The 19302-nt window shown below is 70.7% G+C and carries 19 protein-coding genes; 8 read left to right on the top strand and 11 right to left on the bottom strand.

Annotated elements, in window-relative coordinates; translation table 11 throughout:
* Positions 1–16: 16 nt before the first annotated feature.
* Together Q5Y72_RS10410 and der are read left to right on the top strand one after the other, a co-directional pair.
* Entirely contained in the window at positions 17–1342 is a 1326-nt protein-coding gene (locus tag Q5Y72_RS10410; RefSeq protein ID WP_305963351.1) for a PQQ-like beta-propeller repeat protein, read from the top strand.
* Positions 1339–2823 carry a ribosome biogenesis GTPase Der gene (der, locus tag Q5Y72_RS10405; RefSeq protein WP_305963350.1) on the top strand — a complete coding sequence of 495 codons (1485 nt, stop codon included), beginning with the start codon at positions 1339–1341 and terminating at the stop codon, positions 2821–2823. Before Q5Y72_RS10410 ends, der begins: the two co-directional genes overlap by 4 nt.
* A gap of 4 nt (positions 2824–2827) precedes the next feature.
* Here the strand turns inward: der and Q5Y72_RS10400 are convergent, their stop codons facing one another.
* The 4 genes from Q5Y72_RS10400 to Q5Y72_RS10385 form a co-directional block, all read right to left on the bottom strand.
* Positions 2828–3598, bottom strand: coding sequence for a hypothetical protein (locus tag Q5Y72_RS10400; RefSeq protein ID WP_305963349.1), 771 nt, complete (start codon positions 3596–3598; stop codon positions 2828–2830).
* Positions 3599–3652: 54 nt separating this feature from the next.
* On the bottom strand, positions 3653–4945 hold the full coding sequence (gene serS / locus Q5Y72_RS10395) for a serine--tRNA ligase (protein ID WP_305963348.1): 1293 nt from the start codon (positions 4943–4945) through the stop codon (positions 3653–3655).
* A 118-nt stretch (positions 4946–5063) separates the two neighbouring features.
* A complete protein-coding gene (locus tag Q5Y72_RS10390) occupies positions 5064–5429 on the bottom strand; it encodes an ArsR/SmtB family transcription factor (protein ID WP_371930806.1) in 366 nt (121 codons plus the stop codon).
* Positions 5426–5872: a hypothetical protein gene (locus Q5Y72_RS10385; RefSeq protein WP_305963347.1), complete on the bottom strand. Its 447-nt coding sequence runs from the start codon at positions 5870–5872 to the stop codon at positions 5426–5428. The genes Q5Y72_RS10390 and Q5Y72_RS10385 overlap by 4 nt, the downstream gene beginning before the upstream one ends.
* A 214-nt stretch (positions 5873–6086) precedes the next feature.
* Between Q5Y72_RS10385 and meaB the strand changes: the two genes are divergently transcribed.
* The 4 genes from meaB to Q5Y72_RS10365 all read left to right on the top strand — a co-directional run bounded on the left by meaB (position 6087) and on the right by Q5Y72_RS10365 (position 9402).
* Positions 6087–7088 (top strand): methylmalonyl Co-A mutase-associated GTPase MeaB, encoded by a 1002-nt coding sequence (gene meaB / locus Q5Y72_RS10380; RefSeq protein ID WP_305963346.1) that lies wholly within the window; start codon positions 6087–6089, stop codon positions 7086–7088.
* Positions 7089–7158: 70 nt separating this feature from the next.
* Complete coding sequence (locus Q5Y72_RS10375) at positions 7159–8232, top strand: bifunctional transcriptional activator/DNA repair enzyme AdaA (protein ID WP_305963345.1); 1074 nt, start codon at positions 7159–7161, stop codon at positions 8230–8232.
* 162 nt (positions 8233–8394) lie between these two features.
* Positions 8395–8694, top strand: a complete 300-nt coding sequence (gene rpmB / locus Q5Y72_RS10370; protein ID WP_305963344.1) for a 50S ribosomal protein L28 — start codon at positions 8395–8397, stop codon at positions 8692–8694.
* A gap of 246 nt (positions 8695–8940) precedes the next feature.
* On the top strand, positions 8941–9402 hold the full coding sequence (locus tag Q5Y72_RS10365; protein WP_305963343.1) for a copper chaperone PCu(A)C: 462 nt from the start codon (positions 8941–8943) through the stop codon (positions 9400–9402).
* A gap of 3 nt (positions 9403–9405) precedes the next feature.
* On the opposite strand, the gene Q5Y72_RS10360 is transcribed toward Q5Y72_RS10365, so the two are convergent.
* Together Q5Y72_RS10360 and Q5Y72_RS10355 are read right to left on the bottom strand one after the other, a co-directional pair.
* Complete coding sequence (locus Q5Y72_RS10360; protein WP_305963342.1) at positions 9406–10077, bottom strand: arylesterase; 672 nt, start codon at positions 10075–10077, stop codon at positions 9406–9408.
* Positions 10074–12512 carry a heavy metal translocating P-type ATPase gene (locus Q5Y72_RS10355; protein WP_305963341.1) on the bottom strand — a complete coding sequence of 813 codons (2439 nt, stop codon included), beginning with the start codon at positions 12510–12512 and terminating at the stop codon, positions 10074–10076. The genes Q5Y72_RS10360 and Q5Y72_RS10355 overlap by 4 nt, the downstream gene beginning before the upstream one ends.
* A 421-nt stretch (positions 12513–12933) precedes the next feature.
* Between Q5Y72_RS10355 and Q5Y72_RS10350 the strand changes: the two genes are divergently transcribed.
* Together Q5Y72_RS10350 and yghX are read left to right on the top strand one after the other, a co-directional pair.
* Positions 12934–13497 (top strand): L,D-transpeptidase, encoded by a 564-nt coding sequence (locus Q5Y72_RS10350; protein ID WP_305963340.1) that lies wholly within the window; start codon positions 12934–12936, stop codon positions 13495–13497.
* Positions 13498–13604: 107 nt separating this feature from the next.
* Positions 13605–14492, top strand: coding sequence for a YghX family hydrolase (gene yghX / locus Q5Y72_RS10345; protein ID WP_305963339.1), 888 nt, complete (start codon positions 13605–13607; stop codon positions 14490–14492).
* Here the strand turns inward: yghX and Q5Y72_RS10340 are convergent.
* The 5 genes from Q5Y72_RS10340 to Q5Y72_RS10320 are packed head-to-tail and all read right to left on the bottom strand — an operon-like array spanning position 14480 to position 19301.
* Positions 14480–15289, bottom strand: a complete 810-nt coding sequence (locus Q5Y72_RS10340; protein ID WP_305963338.1) for a purine-nucleoside phosphorylase — start codon at positions 15287–15289, stop codon at positions 14480–14482. The two genes, yghX and Q5Y72_RS10340, sit on opposite strands and share 13 nt — an antisense overlap.
* Entirely contained in the window at positions 15273–16238 is a 966-nt protein-coding gene (locus tag Q5Y72_RS10335; protein WP_305963337.1) for an ABC transporter permease, read from the bottom strand. Before Q5Y72_RS10335 ends, Q5Y72_RS10340 begins: the two co-directional genes overlap by 17 nt.
* Positions 16238–17335, bottom strand: a complete 1098-nt coding sequence (locus tag Q5Y72_RS10330; protein ID WP_305963336.1) for an ABC transporter permease — start codon at positions 17333–17335, stop codon at positions 16238–16240. Before Q5Y72_RS10330 ends, Q5Y72_RS10335 begins: the two co-directional genes overlap by 1 nt.
* Positions 17335–17655, bottom strand: coding sequence for a hypothetical protein (locus tag Q5Y72_RS10325; protein ID WP_305963335.1), 321 nt, complete (start codon positions 17653–17655; stop codon positions 17335–17337). The genes Q5Y72_RS10330 and Q5Y72_RS10325 overlap by 1 nt, the downstream gene beginning before the upstream one ends.
* Positions 17652–19301, bottom strand: coding sequence for an ABC transporter ATP-binding protein (locus Q5Y72_RS10320; RefSeq protein WP_305963334.1), 1650 nt, complete (start codon positions 19299–19301; stop codon positions 17652–17654). The genes Q5Y72_RS10325 and Q5Y72_RS10320 overlap by 4 nt, the downstream gene beginning before the upstream one ends.
* Position 19302: the final 1 nt, after the last annotated feature.

Below are 19302 nucleotides of genomic sequence, written 5' to 3'. Positions count from 1 at the left end.
CGAGGGAGAGGCGAGGATGAGCGCCACGCTGCGACTGACCATGGCCCTCGGGGTCACGCTGAGCCTTGCGGCCTGCGCCGAACGCGAAATCATCCTGCCCGGCGAACGGCTGGACCCGCTTGCCGTCACCTCGCCCGACGGCCCCGCCGTCGAGGGGCCGGCGCCGGTCAGTTCGACCGCGCTGGCGCTGGCGGCGCCGGTCACCAACGGCGAATGGAGCCATCGCGGCGGCAACGCCGCCCACCAGCCGGGCCACGTCGCCCTTGGCGCCGGCACCACCCGCATCTGGTCGAACACGATCGGGGCGGGCAATGATCGCCGCCACCGCATCGCTGCCGATCCGATCGTCGCCGCGGGGCGGGTCTTCACGCTGGACAGCCGCGCCCGCGTGACGGCCAGCGCGCTGTCGGGCGGGACCGCCTGGACGACGGATGTGACCCCGCCGCTGGAAAGCCGCGACAGCGCCTCGGGGGGCGGGCTTGCCTACGAGGCCGGCCGGGTCTTCGTGACCACCGGCTTTGGCGAACTGGTCGCGCTGGACGCGGCCTCGGGCGGGGTGCTGTGGCGCCAGCGGGTCGAGGCGCCGGTGGGCGGCGGCCCGGCCGTCGCCAATGGCGTGGTCTATGTCGTGGCGCGCAACAATGTCGGCTGGGCGGTGCGCGCGGCCGACGGCAAGGTGCTTTGGCAGACCAGCGGGCCGTCCTCGCCCTCGGGGGTGATGGGGGTGTCGGTCCCCGCGGTGCAGGGCAACACGGTGGTCTTCGGCTTCTCCTCGGGCCAGCTGCTGGCCGCCGACGCGGCCAGCGGCGGGACGCTGTGGACCGCGCAGGTCGCCGGCAGCCGCGTCGGCCGGGCGATCACCGCGGTGCGCGACATGACCGGCGATCCGGTGATCGCGGGCGGGCGGGTCTATGGCGGCACCTCGGCCGGGCGGATCAACGCGGTCGATCTGACCGCCGGCATCGAGGACTGGTCCTCGCGCGAGGGCGCGAACAGCCCGGTGGTGGTCGCCGGCGGATCGGTCTTCGCGGTGAACGACCAGGCCCAGCTGATCCGGCTGGACGCCGCGACCGGCGGGGTGATCTGGCGCATCGACCTGCCCTATTTCACCGACACGCGCAGCCGCAAGCAGGATCGCATCCATGCCCATTACGGCCCGGTGCTGGCCGGTGGGCGGCTGTTCGTGGCCTCGTCGGACGGGGTGCTGCGGGCCTTCGACCCGGCAACGGGCGCGCTGGTGGGGCAGGGATCGATTCCGGGCGGTGCGGCCGCGGCGCCCGCCGTCGCGGGCCAGACGCTGTATGTGCTGTCGCGCAGCGGCCAGTTGCACGCCTTCCGATGAGCTTTACCCTCGCCATCGTGGGCCGGCCGAATGTCGGCAAGTCGACCCTGTTCAACCGTCTTGTCGGCAAGAAGCTGGCCTTGGTCGACGATCAGCCCGGCGTCACCCGCGATCTGCGCGAGGGCGCGGGGCGGCTGGGCGACCTGCGCTTCGTGGTGATAGACAGCGCCGGTCTGGAAATGGCCGAGGATGACAGCCTGCAGGGCCGGATGCGGCGGCTGACCGAACGCGCCGTGGACGAGGCCGACATCTGCCTGTTCGTCGTCGATGCCCGCGCCGGCGTGACCGCCGCCGATGAATATTTCGCCGAGATCCTGCGCCGCCGCGCCAGGCATGTCATCGTCGCCGCCAACAAGGCCGAGGGCCGGGCCGGCGAGGCCGGTGCGATGGAGGCCTATGGGCTTGGCCTGGGCGAGCCGCTGCGCATCTCGGCCGAACATGGCGAGGGGATGGACGATCTGTACCGGGTTCTGGCCCCGCTTGCCGATCGGGTCGAGGCCGACCGCCCCGCCCCCGTCGCCGCCGAGACCGATGTCGAACTGTCCGAGGCCGATGCCGAATCCGGCGAGGGCGAGGAAGACTGGCGGCCCTCGGCCGCGCGCCCCCTGCAACTGGCCGTCATCGGCCGACCCAATGCCGGAAAGTCCACGCTGATCAACAAGATCATCGGCGAGGACCGGCTGCTGACCGGGCCGGAAGCCGGCATCACGCGCGATTCGATCAGCGTCACGACCGAATTCATGGGCACGCCCATGCGGATCTTCGACACCGCCGGAATGCGCAAGCGGGCCAAGGTCACTGACAAGGTGGAAAAACTTTCCGTCGCCGACGGGCTGCGCGCGGTGCGCTTTGCCGAGGTGGTCGTGGTGCTGCTGGACGTCGCCATCCCCTTCGAGCAGCAGGACCTGCGGATCGCCGATTTCGCCGAAACCGAGGGACGGGCGGTGGTCGTCGCGGCGAACAAGTGGGATCTGGAAGAGGACAAGCCGCAAAAGCTGAACGACCTGCGTGCCAGCTTCGAAAAGCTGCTGCCGCAGTTGAAGGGCGCGCCACTGGTGACGGTCTCGGCGCAGACTGGCAAGGGGCTGGACCGGTTGCACGCGGCGATCCTCAAGGCGCATGAGGTGTGGAACCGCCGCGTCTCGACCGCGCGGCTGAACCGCTGGCTGGCCGCCATGACCGAAAGCCACCCGCCCCCGGCGCCGGGCGGGCGGCGGATCAGGCTGCGCTACATGACGCAGGTCAAGACGCGGCCGCCGGCCTTCATCGTCAAGGCGACCCATACGGACAAGCTGCCCGACAGCTATCAACGCTATCTGGTGAACGGGTTGCGGACCGATTTCGACATGCCGGGAACGCCGATCCGGCTGTTCTTCCGCGATCAGGGCGGCGACAACCCCTTCAAGGCAAAGGCCACCAAGATCACCCAGTCGGGCGCGCTGTCCAAGCACAAGACCCGTCAGCGCCCCAAGGGCAGCTAGGCGCCTAGCTGGCGGCGCTGACCAGCACGGCCGCCATCACCACGATGGCGAGGATCGCCGCGATCGCCGTCATCGGGCTGACCCCCATGGTGGTCATGGCGAGCCCGCAGAAGGCCCAGATCAGCGCCACCGAAACACCGATCCCGCGCCCCAGCAGAATCTGCGCCGCCACGCCGGATCCTGCGGCCGGCAGGATCGCCAGGGTCGCCATCTGCGCCAAGGACATTCCCGCCGGCGCGGCGATCTGGGCGGCCAGCGTCGCGCTGGCCAGTCCGACGCTCCATCCCGCCAGAAAACCAAGGGCAGGGCGACGCTGCGCCACGCCCCTCCAGGCGGCCAGAAAGGCCAGCAGCGCCGCTGCCACCGCCATGACGCCAGCGATTCGGGGCGCCGGCTCCAGCAGCCAGGGCCAGAGGGCCGCCAGCAGCAGCGCGGGCACCAGCATCGGCCAGACCCGCAGCCGCACCACCGCGGCAAGACGCCTGCGGCCGGCGCCTTCCGAGGGGTCGGTCAGCTGGCCCAAGGCGTCGGTCGCGACCGCGACCCAGATCGACATCAGCAGCGCCCACATCACGATGTTCTGGGGGTTGAGGAACAGATGCGGCAGGAATGGCCCCTCGATCCGGGGCAGGGGCAGGCCCGTGGTCAGCGCATCAAGGGCCGGCATCGGGCTGGCAAGCCGCGGATCATCCGGGCGGGTGATCGCGAACAGCGCGCCGCTGGCCAGAAAGCCGGCGGCGGACGCAATTTGCAGAAGGTGCCCCAGTCGTGCCATGCGGGCCAACGCCCGACAGGCTCGCCCGGTTTCGGTCCGAGGTGCCGCGCCGGTTCAGACCAGCGCGCCGTCCGCGCCCAGTCGCGTGGCGCCGCCCAGATAGGGGTGCAGCGCGGCGGGCAGATCGACCGAGCCATCCTCCTGCTGGCCGTTTTCCACCACCGCGATCAGCGCCCGCCCGACCGCCAGCCCCGATCCGTTCAGCGCATGCACGAACTCCGGCTTGCCGCCGCCTTCGGGACGATAGCGCGCATTCATGCGGCGCGCCTGGAAATCGCCGCAATAGCTGACGCTGCTGATCTCGCGATAGCGGCCCTGCCCGGGCAGCCACACCTCGATGTCATGGGTGATCCGGGCGCTGAAACCCATGTCGCCGGTGCACAGCACGACCGTGCGATAGGGCAGGTCCAGCGCCTCCAGCACAGCCTCGGCGCAACGGGTCATGCGCTCATGCTCGGCAAGACCGGTCCCGGCATCGGTGATCGAGACCATCTCGACCTTTTCGAACTGATGCTGGCGCAGCATGCCGGTCGTGTCGCGCCCGGCGCTGCCCGCCTCAGAGCGGAAGCACTGGCTGTGCGCGACCATCCGCCGCGGCAGGCTGGCATGATCGACCAGATCGCCATGCACCGTGTTGGTCAGCGTCACCTCGGCGGTGGGGATCAGCCAGTAGCCGTCGCGGGTCTGATAGCTGTCCTCGCCGAACTTGGGCAATTGCCCGGTGCCGGTCATCATCTCCTCCAGCACCATCACCGGCGTCCAGGTCTCTTCCAGGCCGTGGCGGGTGATGTGGAGATCGATCATGAATTGCGCCAGGGCCCGGTGCAGCCGCGCAAGCCCGCCGCGCAGCAGCATGAAGCGGCTGCCCGACAGCTTGGCCGCGGTCTCGAAGTCCAGCCCGCGGCTGACACCGGCGATCTGGAAATGCTCGACCGGCCGGAAGCCGAAGTCGCGCGGCGCACCCCAGCGGCGCAACTCGACATTGTCCTCCTCGCCGGCGCCGTCGGGCACGCTGTCCAGCGGCAGGTTCGGGATCGTCAGCAGCAGATCACGCAGGCGCCCGTCCAGCAGGGCAGCCTCGGCCTGCATGCGGGCCACATCGGCCTTCTTCTCGGCCACGAGATCGCGCAGCCGCTGGAAGCCGGCCTCGTCACCCCGCCCCTTGGCGGCCGCAACGTCCTTGCTGGCGCGGTTCTGCTCGGCCTGCGCCGCCTCGGCGGCCGCGATCCGGGCGCGCCGCTCGGCATCCAGCTCCAGCAGCGCCGAGGCCATCGCGGCGCCCCCGCGGCGCGTCAGGGCGGCGTCGAACATCTCCGGGTTCTCGCGGATCGCACGAATGTCATGCATGGCAGGCACCGTTGGCTTGGATCAGTTGGCGGCATGCCTAGCGCAAGCGGCGGCCGGACAAAAGCCCGCGCCTGCGGCCGCGCCGCAGTTTCGCGCCCGGCCCGCTCCGCGCGGCGGTTCAGCCCTGGCAGAACAGCCGGTACATGACGCCCACGACCTCGGCCGCGCGCGGGTCCGACACCGAGTAAAGCCGTGCCTTGCCATCGCGGCGGCAGCTGACCAGCCCCTCGGCGCGCAGCCGCGCAAGCTGCTGGCTGACGGCGGCCTGCCGATGGCCCAGCAGCCGCTCCAGCTCGGTCACGGTCTTCTCGCCCGAGGACAGGTGGCACAGGATCATCATCCGCCCCTCATGCGCCAGCGCCTTCAGGAAGGCCGCGGCCTCGGAGGCCCGATGCGCCATGTCGTCCGAGGACGGCTCGGCCGGTGCCGCCTGGGCAAGGCCCGCCCCCTCTCCGGGCGGCGGGAACGCCTCGGGACGGCTCATCGGCGCAGCTCCCGGCGGGAACCGGCCGCCCGTTCCAGCATGGCGGCGATGCGCGCCTCGAACGCGCGCGGCCCGCCATAGCCCTCCAGGCGCGACAGCTCGACCCCCTTGTGCAGCAGAAGAAAGCTGGGTGTGACGCGCGGGCGCGCGGCAAGCACCAGCCCGTCGGGGAACGGGCCATCGAAATCGACCGCCAGGATCGGCGCCGCCCGCCCCGCCGCCGAGCCCGCATAGCCCGGCCCGACCTCGCGCCGCCATGCCGCGCTGCCGGCACATCCCCGCGCCTCGACCACCATCAGCCGCAACGGCCGGGCCGCCCAGTCGATCCGGGCGGGCGCGCCCGGTTGCGGCATCGCCGCGGCGGCCGAGGGGCGGGCCAGCGCGCCCAGCGCCATGCCGAGACCGGCAAGCAGGACGGATCTTCGTGCGGTCTCACGCGGCATCGGCAGCCTCCTCCGGGACGGCGATGCCGGGCTTCTAGTCAGGCCGCCCGCGATGGGCAAGCGGGTCCGGGGCATCCCCGTGACCCAGCCTAGCACGCCATCCCGCGAATCCGTAGCACGACCGGCCCTGCCCCCCGCGCCCTTGGCATTTTGCCTTGGTCCAAATATCCACGGGGGTGCGGGGGCAGTCGGCCCCCGCTTGCGACGGGGCCGCATGGACGAACTTCTCGAATCGCTGATCCGGGGCGAGCGGCGGGCGCTGTCGCGGGCCATCACACTGGTCGAATCGACCCGCCCCGACCACCGCCGGCGGGCGGTCGAACTGCTGGCGCGACTGCCCGACCGGCAGGCGCTGCGGATCGGGCTGTCGGGAACCCCGGGGGTCGGGAAATCGACCTTCATCGAAGCGTTCGGGGGGCTGCTGACCGGGCAGGGGCTGAAGGTCGCGGTCCTCGCCGTCGATCCGTCCTCGACACGCTCGGGCGGGTCGATCCTGGGCGACAAGACGCGGATGGAGACGCTCTCGCGCGATCCCAACGCCTTCATCCGGCCGACCCCCTCCAGCGCCCAGCTTGGCGGCGTCGCGCGCCGCACGCGAGAGGCGATCCGGCTCTGCGAGGCGGCCGGCTATGACATCGTCCTGATCGAGACGGTCGGCGTCGGCCAGTCCGAGACGCTGGTGGCCGAGATGTCGGATCTCTTCGTGCTGCTGCTGGCGCCCGCGGGCGGCGACGAATTGCAGGGGGTCAAGCGCGGCATCATGGAAATGGCCGACCTGATCCTCGTGAACAAGGCAGATGGCGAGTTGCTGGCCGCGGCCCACCGCACCGTTGCCGACTATGCCGGCGCGCTGCGCCTGCTGCGCAGGCGTCCGCAGGACCCCGACGGGTTTCCCAAGGCCGTGCCGGTCTCGGCCGCGACCGGCGAGGGGCTGGCGGCCGCATGGTCCGAGATGCGGGCCCTGGTCGACTGGCGCCGCGCCGAAGGGCATTTCGCTGCCGCCCGCGCCGCGCAGGATCGCCACTGGTTCCTGGCCGAACTGCGCGGCGGGCTGCTGGCGCGTCTCGACCAGCCCGAGTTGCGGGCCGAGATCGCCCGCCTCGGAACCGAGGTCGCGGCGGGCCGTCTGGCCCCCGGCGCGGCCGCCGCGAAGGTGCTGGCCCAGCTGGACGTCAACCCGCCGCCCGCCGCCGCCGATGCTGGCCCGCACGAATGAGATGCCCGATTTTCGTGCCCGCCGCGCGGCGCGAATCGGCTAGAACAGGGGCATGACACAGGACCCCGCCATGCTTGAGCCTCCCGATGCCGACCGGCTCTATGCCGCATTGCTTGCCCGCGACCCCGCCTTTGACGGCCGCGCCTGGGTCGGCGTCGCCACCACCGGCATCTTCTGCCGCCTGACCTGTCCGGCGCGCAAGCCGCGCCCCGAGAACTGCCGCTGGTTCGCCGATCCGCGTGCCGCCCAGCAGGCCGGTTTCCGGCCCTGCCGGCGCTGCGACCCGCTGGCCGGGGCGGCGGACGGGACACCGGACGCGGCGGCGGGCGGGCAGGGTCTGGCACGGCGCCTGATGGCGATGATCCGCGCCGATCCGTCGCGGCGCTGGTCCGAGGCCGATCTGGCAGGGCTGGGGCTGGACCCCTCGACCGTGCGTCGCGCCTTCCGCCGGCAGTTCGGGCAGAGCTTCCTGCAGATGGCGCGCGGCGAACGGCTGCGCGAAAGCCTCAGGACCCTGTCGGGCGACCGCGACCTGATCGAGGCCCAGCTGGACGCGGGCTTCGATTCGGCCTCGGGCTTCCGCGCGGCCTTCGCGCGGCTTTTCGGCCACCCGCCGCATCTGATGCGCGGGCCCGCAGATCTGGCCGCCGACTGGATCGACACGCCGCTGGGCGGAATGATCGCGATCGCCGATGACGCGGCGCTGCACCTTCTGGAATTCACCGACCGCAAGGCCCTGCCCGAGGGGCTGCGACGCCTGTCGGCCCTTTGCGGCGGGCGCATCGGGCTGGGCCGCCGCGCGGTGACCGACCAGCTGGAAACCCAGCTGGATGCCTTCTTCGCCGGCCGCCAGCCGCGATTCTCGGTGCCGCTGCGCCTGCACGGCACCGGTTTCCAGCGCCGTGTCTGGCAGCAGTTGCAGACGATCCCGGCCGGCCAGACCCGCAGCTATGCCGGGCTTGCCGCCGAGATCGGCCAGCCTTCGGCGACGCGCGCGGTGGCGCGGGCCAATGCCACCAACCGGCTGGCGCTGGTGGTGCCGTGCCACCGGGTGATCGGCGCCGATGGCAGCCTGACCGGCTATGCCGGCGGGCTGTGGCGCAAGCGCCGCCTGATCGAGGCCGAGCGCGCCTATGCCGGCTGATCCCCGGTCCGGGCCCGCGGCGCAGCCGGGGCTTGACGCCGCCGCCCGCGCGCTGTAACCACCCGCGAACGGAATTCCGGGCGCTGCCTCGCGGCGCCCTTTCACATTGGGCCGGACCCTCCGCCGGGGAGGCCCGCCAAGCTTGAGACGAAGGATTACATCATGTCGCGCGTCTGCGAACTGACCGGCAAAGGCCCGATGACCGGCAACAATGTCAGCCACGCCAACAACAAGACCCGTCGCCGGTTCCTGCCGAACCTGAACGAAGTCACGCTGACCTCGGAAAAGATGGGCCGCGGCTATTCGCTGCGCATCTCGGCGGCCGCGCTGCGCTCTGTCGATCATCGCGGCGGCCTCGATGCCTTCCTGGCCAAGGCCCGCGACAGCGAGCTGTCGGACCGCGCGCTGAAGATCAAGCGCGAGATCGCCAAGCATGACGGCCCGGCCGAACTGCAGGCCTGAGACCGTCGGCCCCGCCCCCGCACGGCCCCGCTCCGGCGGGGCTTTCGCGTTTGCGCACAAGCGTGACCGCCGCGGCCCGATCCGCGCAGTCTGGTCGCGTCAGGGAGGCCGCCCGATGCTGCATGCGACCACGACCTGTCCCGACCTCGCGGCCGCCCATCACCCGGCCTCGTCGCGCCTGTCGCGCAGGCCCGCGCGGCAAGCTGATCGTCCAGCATTCCTAGTGCCGACCCAACGAGACCAACCATGAAACTCCTGCTTTCCACCGTTGCTGCGGCGCTGCTGCCGCTTGCCGCCTTTGCCCATGACGGCTTGCATGTCGAGGACGCCTATGCCCGCAGTTCCAACCCGGTGACAGGCGCGGTGTTCATGACCATCGTCAACCACCGCGAGGTCCCCTGCCAGCTGACCGGCGCCGCCTCGGACGCGGCCGAGCGGGTCGAGTTGCACACCCACCGCGAGGAGGGCGGCGTGATGAAGATGATGAAGGCCGAGGAGGGCTTCGCCATCCCCGCCCTTGGCCGGCACGCGCTGGCGCGCGGGGGCGATCACGTGATGCTGCTGGGCCTGCGCGAAAGGCTGACCGACGGCGCCGCGGTCGCGCTGACGCTGGATTTCGGCGACTGCGGCAGCCTTGAGGTGCTGGCGCCCGTGGACAACCGGCGCATGCCCGCCGCCGACGGCGATCTGGGCGGCAAGTCGAACTGACGCCTAGCCTGCCCCGCCTGTATCCTGGTCGCGATCAAGCCGATCCAGCAGGCGCAGCACCAGCGGCCCCAGCCCCTCGACGATGATCCGCACGCCCGATGCGGTCGGATGCACGCCGTCGGGCTGCAGGGCCTGTGCCAGCCGGTCCGGCGCCAGCGCCGCGAGCGGCGCGAAGAGGTCGGGCCACAGCAGCGTGCCGTGGCGTTCCGCAAGACGCGGCCAGATGGCGGCCCAGCCCGGCTGGCGGGCGGGATCGGGCGCGCGGACGCCAACCAGAAGGACCGGCCTGCCGCCGGCCGTGGCACGGGCCAGGATCGCGTCCAGATTGGCCTCGGCCTGTTCGGGCGCGAGCCCCATCAGCATGTCGTTGCCGCCAAGGGCGACGATCGCCGCATCGGGCCTGCGAAGCAGCGACCAGCCGATCCGCACCCGCCCGCCATAGGTGCTGTCGCCCGAAAGCCCAGCGTTCAGCAGCCGCACCGGGTGCCCGCGCGCCGCCAGCCAGCCCGACAGGACCGGGACCAGCCCCTCGTCGGGCGCCAGCCCGTAGCCGGCGGTCAGGCTGTCTCCGAAGGCCAGAAGCCGCGGCGGGGCAGGCAACGCGGCGCCCGCGCCGCAGGGCGCGAGGGCCGCCATCGCCCCCAGCATCAGCACATCGCGGCGCGCGATCCTCATGGTGCCGATCTCAGGCGCAGGGCATTCCCGACGACAAAGACCGAGGACAGCGCCATCGCCCCGGCAGCCAGCATCGGCGACAGGCTGGGACCGCCCAGCGGCACCAGCGCCCCCATCGCCACCGGGATCAGCGCGACATTGTAGGCGAAGGCCCAGAACAGGTTCTGGCGGATGTTGCGCATCACCGCGCGCGACAGCCGGATGGCCCGCACCACGCCCGAGGGATCGCCCGAGATCAGCACCGCGTCGGCGGATTCGATGGCGATGTCGGTGCCGCTGCCGATGGCGATGCCCGTCGCCGCGCTGGCCAGCGCGGGGGCGTCGTTGATGCCGTCGCCCACGAACACGGTCGCCGCGCCCAGATCGCGGATCGCGGCCTGCTTGTCGTCGGGGCGCAGCCCGCCGCGCGCCTCGTCGACGCCAAGCCGCGCGGCCACCGCCTGCGCGGTGGTCTCGGTATCGCCCGACAGCATGACCGTGCGCAGCCCCAGCCCGCGCAGGGCGCGGATGGTCGGGGCCGCCTCGGGCCGTTCGGGATCGGCCAGCCAGAGGCTGGCGCGGTGGCGGCCATCGAGGGCCAGATGCACCGGTGTCGCACCCTCGTGGGCGGCGTCCTCGGCCTGTCGGACCAGGTCAGGTTCGGCCGTGATGCCAGCCTCGGCCAGCGCCGCGCGGTTGCCCAGCAGCAGCGCATGTCCCTCGACCGTCGCGGTCAGGCCGCGCCCCGACGCCGCCTCGACCGACTGCGCGTCGGGCAGGCTCAGGCCGCGATCCTGCGCCGCGGCCAGGACGGCCGCCGCCAGCGGATGTTCGGATCGCGCCTCGGCCGCGGCGGCAAGGGCAAGCGCGCGATCCTCCGAGAGGCCGGCGACCGCGATTCCGACCAGTCGCGGCTGGCCAAGCGTCAGGGTGCCGGTCTTGTCGAAGCCCACGATCCGCGCATCGGCCAGCCGCTGGAGGGCGTCGCCGCGGCGAAACAGCACCCCCAGTTCCGCCCCGCGGCCCGTCCCGACCATGATCGACACCGGCACGGCCAGACCCATCGCGCAGGGGCAGGCGATGATCAGCACCGCGACCGCGGCAACCAGCGCCTCGGCCAGCCCCGGCCCCAAGGCCAGCCACAGAAGCAGCGTGACCAGCGCCAGCGCCATCACGGCGGGCACGAAGATGCGGGTGACGCGATCGACGATCGCCTGCACCGGCAGCTTGGTGGCCTGCGCGGCCTCGACCATCGCCACGATGCGCGCCAGCGCGGTGTCGGCGCCCGTCGCGGTGACACGAAAGGTCAGGGCGGCGTTGCCGTTGACGGTGCCGCCGGTGACCGCGTCGCCCGGTGCCTTGGCCGCGGGCACCGGCTCGCCGGTCAGCATCGATTCGTCGATCGCGCCGCGCCCCTCGGTGATCTCGCCATCGACGGCGACACGCTCGCCCGGCGCAAGCCGGACCAGATCGCCGCTGCGCAGCTGGTCCAGCGGCACCTGCACCGGCACGCCATCGCGCAGCACGGTGGCGTGATCGGGGGCCAGGGCCATCAGCCGGGCGATCGCCGCGCCGGCCTGGCCCTTGGCCCGCGCCTCGAGCCAGCGGCCCATCAGGATCAGCGTCACAATGACCGCCGCCGCCTCGAAATAGACCTGCCGCGAGGCGGGCGGCACGATCTGCGGCAGCAGCGTGACCACCGCCGAATAGGCGAAGGCCGCGCCGGCGCCCAGAGCCACGAGGCTGTTCATCTCGGGGCTGCCGCGCAGGAGGGCGGGAATGCCCACGCTGAAGAAGCGGCGCCCCGGCCCGGCCAGCACGGCGCCCGTCAGCAGCATCTGCGCGATCCACAGCGGCGTCTGGCCCGCCAGCCCGACCAGCGCGTGATGAAGACCCGGGATCAGGTGGCCGCCCATCTCGGCCAGAAAGACCGGAAGGGTCAGGACCAGTGCCCACAGGAAGGACCGCCGCAGCGCCGCGGCCTCGTCGCGGCTCCGGTTTCGGGACGGGGCCGCGGGCCGGCCGCCTTCGGCCGCTTGCGGCCTTGCCGGATAGCCGGCCGCGCTGACCGTGCCGGCCAGCGCCTCGGGGCCGACGCCCGGCGCATGGGTGACGGTGGCGCCGTGGGTGACCAGGTTGACGACGGCCTCCGCCACATCGGGGCGGGCAAGCAGCGCCCGCTCGACCCGGCCGGCGCAGGAGGCGCAGGTCATTCCGTCGATGGCAAGACGGGTGGTCGCAAGGGCGGGCGGATAGCCCGCCTCGCGCAGCGCCCCGGCCACATCGGCCAGACTGGCGCCGGCCAGATCCAGATGGGCGCGGCGGGTGACCGGGTTCACGCTGATCCGGCTGACGCCCGGAACCGGCGCAAGGCTGCGCTCGATCCGGGCCGCGCAGCTGGCGCAGCTGATGCCGGGGATGTCGAGATCAAGTTCGGTCGAGGATGTCATGTCCATGTTCCCAGATCATGCGTTGCAGTGAAGGCATGGCGGGAACGGCGGGGGGCGCCTGTGGACGGTCCGGCGCGGCATGGGGGATCTGGGTGCGCAGCGGCCGCTGCATCTGGTGCAGGTAGCGGCGCTGCCGTGACGACCGCGCGGCCAGGCGCGGCCGGTCAGCCAGATGGCAGCGGCAGGCACGATCGCCACGCGCCCTGCACAGATGCGCGGGGCGTGGTGCCGGGGCGCGCAAGGCGCGGGCATGACAGCAGGCGGTGGGCGATGTCTTCACGGGTGCCATGCCCAACAGATGTGGCCGAATGACGCCGCGATCAAGGCCGAATTCCGGCCATACGCCCTCTTGAGTTGCCATCGCGCGCGGTTGTCCTGTATTTTGCCGGGCAATGAACAGAGAAAACGCATACAGGACAACCCAAGCATGAACCGTCGTCAGATGATCTTGATGGCCCTGCCGTTGATCGCCGCGCCATCGCTGGTGCTTGCGCAGGCCACCCCCGCCCCGGCTCAGACCCGCGATCCCTATGCCCCGACCGAGGTCGCCATCCGCGAGGATTTCGAGGTCGGCAGCATCGTCGTGGTCAGCAAGGACTTCTTCCTCTACCATGTCGTCGCGCCGGGCCGCGCGGTCCGCTATGGCGTGGCCGTTGGCAAGGACGAGCTGGTCTGGAAGGGCCGGGCCACCATTGGCCGCAAGGTTGAATGGCCCAGCTGGACCCCGACGCAAGAGATGATCAAGCGCAACCCGGGCCAATACGGCAAATGGGCCGGCGGGATGCCGGGGGGGCCGCAGAACCCCCTCGGCGCGCGGGCGCTGTATCTCTACAACGCGGCGGGTCAGGATACCGCGATCCGCATCCACGGCACGACCGAGCCGAACTCGATCGGCCGCGCGGTGTCGAACGGCTGCCTGAGGATGCGCAACGAGGCGGTGATGACGCTGTTCGACCAGGTGCCGCTGGGCACGCCGGTCTACGTCTACTGAGGACGGCCCCTACTGAGGGCGGCCCCGGGCCGGCCGTTCGCCCCTTTGTGAACGGGCGGGCGGCCATTCCGGGTTAGGCAGGCGGCGATCTGCACGGAGGACCGCCGATGACCCGCATGACCGCCCGCGATTTCCCGCAGGAACTGCTGGAACTTTACGACTTCTACGCCCACGGCCGGATCACCAAGCGGCAATTCCTGGACCGCGCCGGCAAGTTCGCGGTCGGCGGCGTGACGGCGCTGGCGCTGCTGGACATGCTCAGCCCGGACTACGCGCTGGCCCAGCAGGTCAGCTTCAACGATCCCGAGATCCTGCCCGAATACATCACCTACCCCTCGCCGCAGGGGCATGGCGATGTGCGCGGCTATCTGGTGCGTCCTGCGGGCGCCGAGGGCAGGTTGCCCGCCGTTCTGGTCATCCACGAGAATCGCGGCCTGAACCCCTATATCGAGGATGTCGCGCGCAGGCTGGCCAAGGCGGGCTACATGGCGCTGGCGCCGGACGGGTTGTCCTCGGTCGGCGGCTATCCGGGCAATGATGCCGAGGGGCGCGAATTGCAGCAATCCGTCGATCCCGAAAGGCTGATGAATGATTTCTTCGCCGCCGCCGAACATCTGATGGCGCGCGAGGATTCGACCGGCAAGGTCGGGGCGGTCGGTTTCTGCTATGGCGGCGGGGTGTGCAATGCGCTGGCGGTGGCCTATCCCGAACTGGCGGCCTCGGTGCCCTTCTATGGCCGGCAGGCTGCGGTCGAGGACGTGCCGAAGATCGCGGTGCCGCTGCTGCTGCATTATGCAGAACTGGACGAGCGCATCAACGAGGGCTGGCCCGCCTATGAGGCGGCGCTGAAGGCCCACGACAAGCCCTACGAGGCGCATGTCTATCCGGGCGTCAATCACGGCTTTCACAACGACTCGACGCCGCGCTATGACAAGGCCGCCGCCGATCTGGCCTGGCAGCGGACCCTGGACTGGTTCGGACGCTATCTGGCCTGATCGTCGCGCAGGAAGCGGCGCAGCACCCGCTCCAGCTTGGCGGCGCCAAGGGGGGCCATGGCCTTGGTGTGGTCGTGGCTGATCGCCTCGTTGCTGAGGCCCGCGCCCATGTTGGTGATGACCGAGATCGCCGCGCAGCGCAGCTTCAGGAACCGGCCGAGGATGATCTCGGGCACGGTGGACATGCCCACCGCGTCGGCGCCAAGGATGCGCGCCGCCCGGATCTCGGCCGGGGTCTCGAAGCTGGGGCCGGAAAACCAGCAATAGACGCCTTCGGGCAGGTCCACGCCCTCGGCCAGCGCCGCGGCGGCCAGCGCCGCGCGCATCCCGGCGTCATGGGCATCGGTCAGCGGCACGAAGCGGGCATCGCTCGGCTCTCCGATCAGCGGGTTGGCGCCGGCGAAGGCGATGTGGTCGTTCAGCAGCATCAGCCCGCCCGGCGGAATGTCGGCGCGCAGCGACCCCGCCGCATTGGTCAGGATCAGCCGGTCGCAGCCAAGCGCGGCCAGCACCTCCAGCGGCAGGCGCATCGCATCGGCGCGGCCATGCTCGTAGTAATGCGACCGGCCGCCGAACACCGCGACCCGACGCCCTTCAAGCTGGCCGATCACCAGCTGCGGCACATGGCCCGACACGCCGGCATGGGGGAAACCGGGCAGGTCGTCATAGGCGATCGCCACGCCCTCGACCTGCGCGGCCAGATGGCCCAGCCCCGAGCCGAGGATCAGCCCGAATTCCGGGGCCCGGTCGCCCGCCCGGTCGCGGATCAGGGCGGCAAGCTCAGCGCTCTTTGACATAGGGTTCTCCGCCCGCGCGGGGCGGGATGGCGCGGCCGACGAAGCCCGCAAGGATGATGACGGTCAGGATGTAGGGCAGCGCGTTCATGAACATCGAGGGGATGGTGACGATCCCCAGGTCGAGGTTCGGATAGCGGTTGGCGATCGCTTCCAGCAGCCCGAACAGGAAGGTCGCGCCCAGCGCGCTCCAGGGGCGCCATTTCGCGAAGATCAGTGCGGCAAGGGCGATGAAGCCGCGGCCCGCGGTCATTTCCTTGACGAAGCCCGCTGACAGGCCGGTGGCCAGATAGGCGCCGGCGATGCCGCACAGCACGCCGCAGATGGCGATGGCGGCAAAGCGCAGCCGCGTGACCGAGACGCCGGCCGTATCGACCGAGGCCGGGTTTTCGCCCACCGCGCGCAGGCGCAGGCCAAAGCGCGTGCGCGCCAGCACCCACCAGGTCAGCGGCACCATCGCGAAGGCCACATAGACAAGGATCGTGTGGCCCGAGATCAGCTCGGCATAGATCGGGCCGATCACCGGCACCTCGCGCAGGCTGTCGGCGAAGGGCAGGGTGATCTCGCCAAAGCGTCCATCGCCCGACAGCGCAGGCGTGCGCCCGCCCAGCCCGAAGATCTTCTGGCCCAGCAGCACCGTCAGCCCCGAGGCCAGGAAATTGATCGCCACGCCGGAAATCAGCTGGTTGCCCATGAAGGTGATCGAGGCCGCGCCGTGGATCAGCGACAGCGCCAGCGACCCGCCGATCCCCGCGACCAGCCCCAGCGAGGCGCTGCCGGTGGCATAGGCGACCGAGGCGGCGGTGAAGGCCGCCATCAGCATCTTGCCTTCAAGCCCGATGTCGAAGACGCCCGAGCGTTCGGAATACAGCCCCGCAAGGCAGGCCAGCAGCAGCGGCGTCATCAGCCGCACGGCGGAATCGAGGATCTGGATGGCGGTTGCGAAATCCATCACGCCGCCCCCCGCTTGCGCCGCGACAGGAACAGCCGTTCCAGCGGCATCCGCACCATGTTGTCCAGCGCGCCGGTAAACAGGATCACCAGCGCCTGGATGACGATGATCAGCTCGCGCGGGATCGAGGTCCACAGCGCCAGTTCGCCCCCGCCCTGATAGAGAAACCCGAACAGCAGCGCCGCCAGCAGCACGCCCAGCGGGTGGTTGCGGCCCATCAGTGCCACCGCGATGCCGATGAAGCCCGCGCCCTCGACCGCGTTCAGCACCAGCCGCTCGGATTCGCCCATCACGTTGTTGATGGCCATCAGCCCGGCCAGCCCGCCCGAGATCAGCATGGCCAGCACGGTGATCCTGACCGGGCTGATCCCGGCATACAGCGCGCCGGGCTCGGACCGCCCGAAGGCGCGGATCTCGTAGCCGAGGCGCGTGCGCCAGATCAGCAGCCAGACCAGCAGGCAGGCGATGATCGCGACGATGAAGGTGACGTTGACCGGCGTGTTCTTGCCCCATTCGAGGCCCATCCCCAGCGCGATGTCCGACAGCTTCGGCAGATGTGTCGCCTCGGGGAAACGCCCCGAGGCCGGGTCCATGCTGCCCACCGGGCGCAGCAGGTTGACCAGCACATAATTCAGCAGCGCGGCGGCGATGAAGTTGAACATGATCGTGGTGATGACGATATGGCTGCCGCGTCTGGCCTGAAGCCAGGCCGGGATCAGCGCCCAGGCCGCCCCGAACATCGCCGCGCCCGCCATCGCCACCGGCAGCGCCAGAATCCAGTGCGGCAGCGGCAGATACAGCAGCACCAGCGCCACCCCCAGCCCGCCCATCGCCGCCTGCCCCTCGCCGCCGATATTGAACAGGCTGGCATGATAGGCGACCGCGACGGCCAGTCCGGTGAAGATGAAGTTGGTGGTGTAATACAGCGTGAACCCCCAGCCATAGCTGGACCCCAGCGCGCCATCGACCATGGTTTTCAGCGCCAGCCACGGGCTTTCCCCGATGGCCAGGATCACCAGCGCCGAGATCGCCATGGCCAGCAGCAGCGAGATCAGCGGGGTCAGGATCACATCCGCCCATTTCGGCATCTTGTCCATCAGCCGGCCCTTCCTGTTGCGCCGGGCGCGCCGCCCATCCGGTGGCAAAGGTCAAGAAACGCGCCCGCATCGGCAATCTGCTCGAGACCCAGCGGATCGCCCGTCCCGGCGATCCGCCCCGGTGTGCGGGCCCGCGGGATGACGCCGTTGCCGCCCTGATAGCCGCGCACCACAAGGATGTCCTCGGATCGCGGTGTGCCGTTTCGCGCCTCGCCGAAGCAGCGGCTGCGATCGGCCAGCGTCGCAAAGCCGATGGCGACCTGCCCCTGCCAGTCCAGGCCCGCATCCGCCGCGATGGCGAGGTGCCGGAACGCTTTCATGCCGTGTCCCCTGCCGCCTCGGCATGGGGTGGCGTTCCGGGCGGAATCCCCGCGTCGTCAGGCACATGCGCGGTGTCGGTGATGCCCGCCATCAGCAGGCCAAGCTCTCCGGTCGTGGTCTGGCCGGGAAGGCGTTCACCCATGATCCGACCATCGAACATCACCGCGATGCGGTCCGACAGCGACAGGATCTCGTCCAGTTCGACGCTGACCAGCAGCACCGCCTTGCCGGCATCGCGCAACTCGACGATGCGCTTGTGGATGAACTCGATGGCGCCGATATCGACTCCGCGGGTCGGCTGGCCGATCAGCAGCAGGTCGGGATTGCGCTCGATCTCGCGGGCGACGACAATCTTCTGCTGGTTGCCGCCGGAAAAATTGCGCGCGGCAAGGTGACAATTCGGCGGCCGAACGTCGAAGCGGGCGATCTTGCCCTCGGCATCCTTGCGGATCGCGTCGTTGTCCATCAGCCAGCCGCGATTGTATTTGGGGGCGTGGTGATAGCCGAAGGCGACATTCTCCCAGGCCGCGAAATCCATGATCAGCCCCTCGACCTGCCGATCCTCGGGGACATGGCCGATCCCCCGCGCGCGCCGGGTGGCGGCGTCGGAGCGTGTGCCGGTCAGGTCAAGCTCCTGCCCGTGCACGCGGATGCTGCCGCTGACCCTGCTGCCCTTTTCGGGGTAGCCGCCCAGCAGTTCCAGCAATTGCGTCTGGCCATTGCCGCTGACCCCGGCGATGCCCAGGATCTCGCCCGCGCGGATGTCAAAGCCGATGCCGCGCAGCCGTTCGACCCCGTCGGCATCGACCAGCCGCAGGTCGCGCACCTCGAGGACGGGCGCGCCGGGCCGGGCAGGGGCCTTGTCGACATTCAGCAGCACCTTGCGGCCCACCATCAGTTCGGCCAGCTCCTCGGGGCTGGTCTCGGCGGTGCGGACCGAGGCGACCATCTCGCCGCGCCGCATCACGCTGACATTGTCGGTGATCTCCATGATCTCGCGCAGCTTGTGGGTGATCAGGATGATCGTCTTGCCCTCGTCGCGCAGCCCTTCGAGGATGCGGAACAGGTGATCGGCCTCGGCCGGGGTCAGCACGCCGGTCGGCTCGTCGAGGATCAGGATATCCGCCTGCCGGTACAGCGCCTTGAGGATTTCCACGCGCTGCTGGTGGCCGACCGACAATTCCTCGATGGTTTCGTCGGGGTCGACGTTCAACTGGTATTCGGCGGCCAGTTGCTTCAGCACCCCGCGCGCCTTGGCCAGCGAGGGACGCAGCAGCCGCCCGTCCTCGGCGCCGAGGATGACGTTCTCCAGCACGGTGAAGTTCTGCACCAGCTTGAAATGCTGAAAGACCATGCCGATGCCGGCGCGGATCGCGGTCTGGCTGTCGGAAATGGTAATGGGCTGGCCGTTCACCAGAATCTCGCCGCTGTCGGGCTTGTAGAATCCGTAGAGGATCGACATCAGCGTGGACTTGCCCGCGCCATTCTCGCCGATGATGCCGTGGATCGTGCCCCGCGGCACGGCCAGGTCGATGTTGCGGTTGGCCTGGACCGGCCCGAAGGCCTTCGAGATCCCGCGCAACTCGATCGCAGGGGGGGCGGCCCCGTCAGGCCGCCCCCCCGCCGGTTCGCTGGCGCCGGCCATG

The sequence above is a fragment of the Paracoccus spongiarum genome, from assembly GCF_030732095.1.
Classification (GTDB): domain Bacteria; phylum Pseudomonadota; class Alphaproteobacteria; order Rhodobacterales; family Rhodobacteraceae; genus Paracoccus; species Paracoccus spongiarum.
This window is presented reverse-complemented; position numbering and strand designations above follow the sequence as displayed.

Bases quoted from the DNA above. Each gene is read 5' to 3' on its own strand.
- Q5Y72_RS10320 (WP_305963334.1), bottom strand. From the start codon at position 19,301: ATGGCCGGCGCCAGCGAACCGGCGGGGGGGCGGCCTGACGGGGCCGCC.
- Q5Y72_RS10410 (WP_305963351.1), top strand. From the start codon at position 17: ATGAGCGCCACGCTGCGACTGACCATGGCCCTCGGGGTCACGCTGAGC.
- Q5Y72_RS10375 (WP_305963345.1), top strand. From the start codon at position 7,159: ATGCTTGAGCCTCCCGATGCCGACCGGCTCTATGCCGCATTGCTTGCC.
- Q5Y72_RS10385 (WP_305963347.1), bottom strand. From the start codon at position 5,872: ATGCCGCGTGAGACCGCACGAAGATCCGTCCTGCTTGCCGGTCTCGGC.
- Q5Y72_RS10335 (WP_305963337.1), bottom strand. From the start codon at position 16,238: ATGGATTTCGCAACCGCCATCCAGATCCTCGATTCCGCCGTGCGGCTG.
- Q5Y72_RS10400 (WP_305963349.1), bottom strand. From the start codon at position 3,598: ATGGCACGACTGGGGCACCTTCTGCAAATTGCGTCCGCCGCCGGCTTT.
- Q5Y72_RS10365 (WP_305963343.1), top strand. From the start codon at position 8,941: ATGAAACTCCTGCTTTCCACCGTTGCTGCGGCGCTGCTGCCGCTTGCC.
- rpmB (WP_305963344.1), top strand. From the start codon at position 8,395: ATGTCGCGCGTCTGCGAACTGACCGGCAAAGGCCCGATGACCGGCAAC.
- meaB (WP_305963346.1), top strand. From the start codon at position 6,087: ATGGACGAACTTCTCGAATCGCTGATCCGGGGCGAGCGGCGGGCGCTG.
- Q5Y72_RS10360 (WP_305963342.1), bottom strand. From the start codon at position 10,077: ATGAGGATCGCGCGCCGCGATGTGCTGATGCTGGGGGCGATGGCGGCC.
- yghX (WP_305963339.1), top strand. From the start codon at position 13,605: ATGACCCGCATGACCGCCCGCGATTTCCCGCAGGAACTGCTGGAACTT.
- Q5Y72_RS10325 (WP_305963335.1), bottom strand. From the start codon at position 17,655: ATGAAAGCGTTCCGGCACCTCGCCATCGCGGCGGATGCGGGCCTGGAC.
- Q5Y72_RS10350 (WP_305963340.1), top strand. From the start codon at position 12,934: ATGAACCGTCGTCAGATGATCTTGATGGCCCTGCCGTTGATCGCCGCG.
- Q5Y72_RS10355 (WP_305963341.1), bottom strand. From the start codon at position 12,512: ATGGACATGACATCCTCGACCGAACTTGATCTCGACATCCCCGGCATC.
- Q5Y72_RS10390 (WP_371930806.1), bottom strand. From the start codon at position 5,429: ATGAGCCGTCCCGAGGCGTTCCCGCCGCCCGGAGAGGGGGCGGGCCTT.
- der (WP_305963350.1), top strand. From the start codon at position 1,339: ATGAGCTTTACCCTCGCCATCGTGGGCCGGCCGAATGTCGGCAAGTCG.
- serS (WP_305963348.1), bottom strand. From the start codon at position 4,945: ATGCATGACATTCGTGCGATCCGCGAGAACCCGGAGATGTTCGACGCC.
- Q5Y72_RS10330 (WP_305963336.1), bottom strand. From the start codon at position 17,335: ATGGACAAGATGCCGAAATGGGCGGATGTGATCCTGACCCCGCTGATC.
- Q5Y72_RS10340 (WP_305963338.1), bottom strand. From the start codon at position 15,289: ATGTCAAAGAGCGCTGAGCTTGCCGCCCTGATCCGCGACCGGGCGGGC.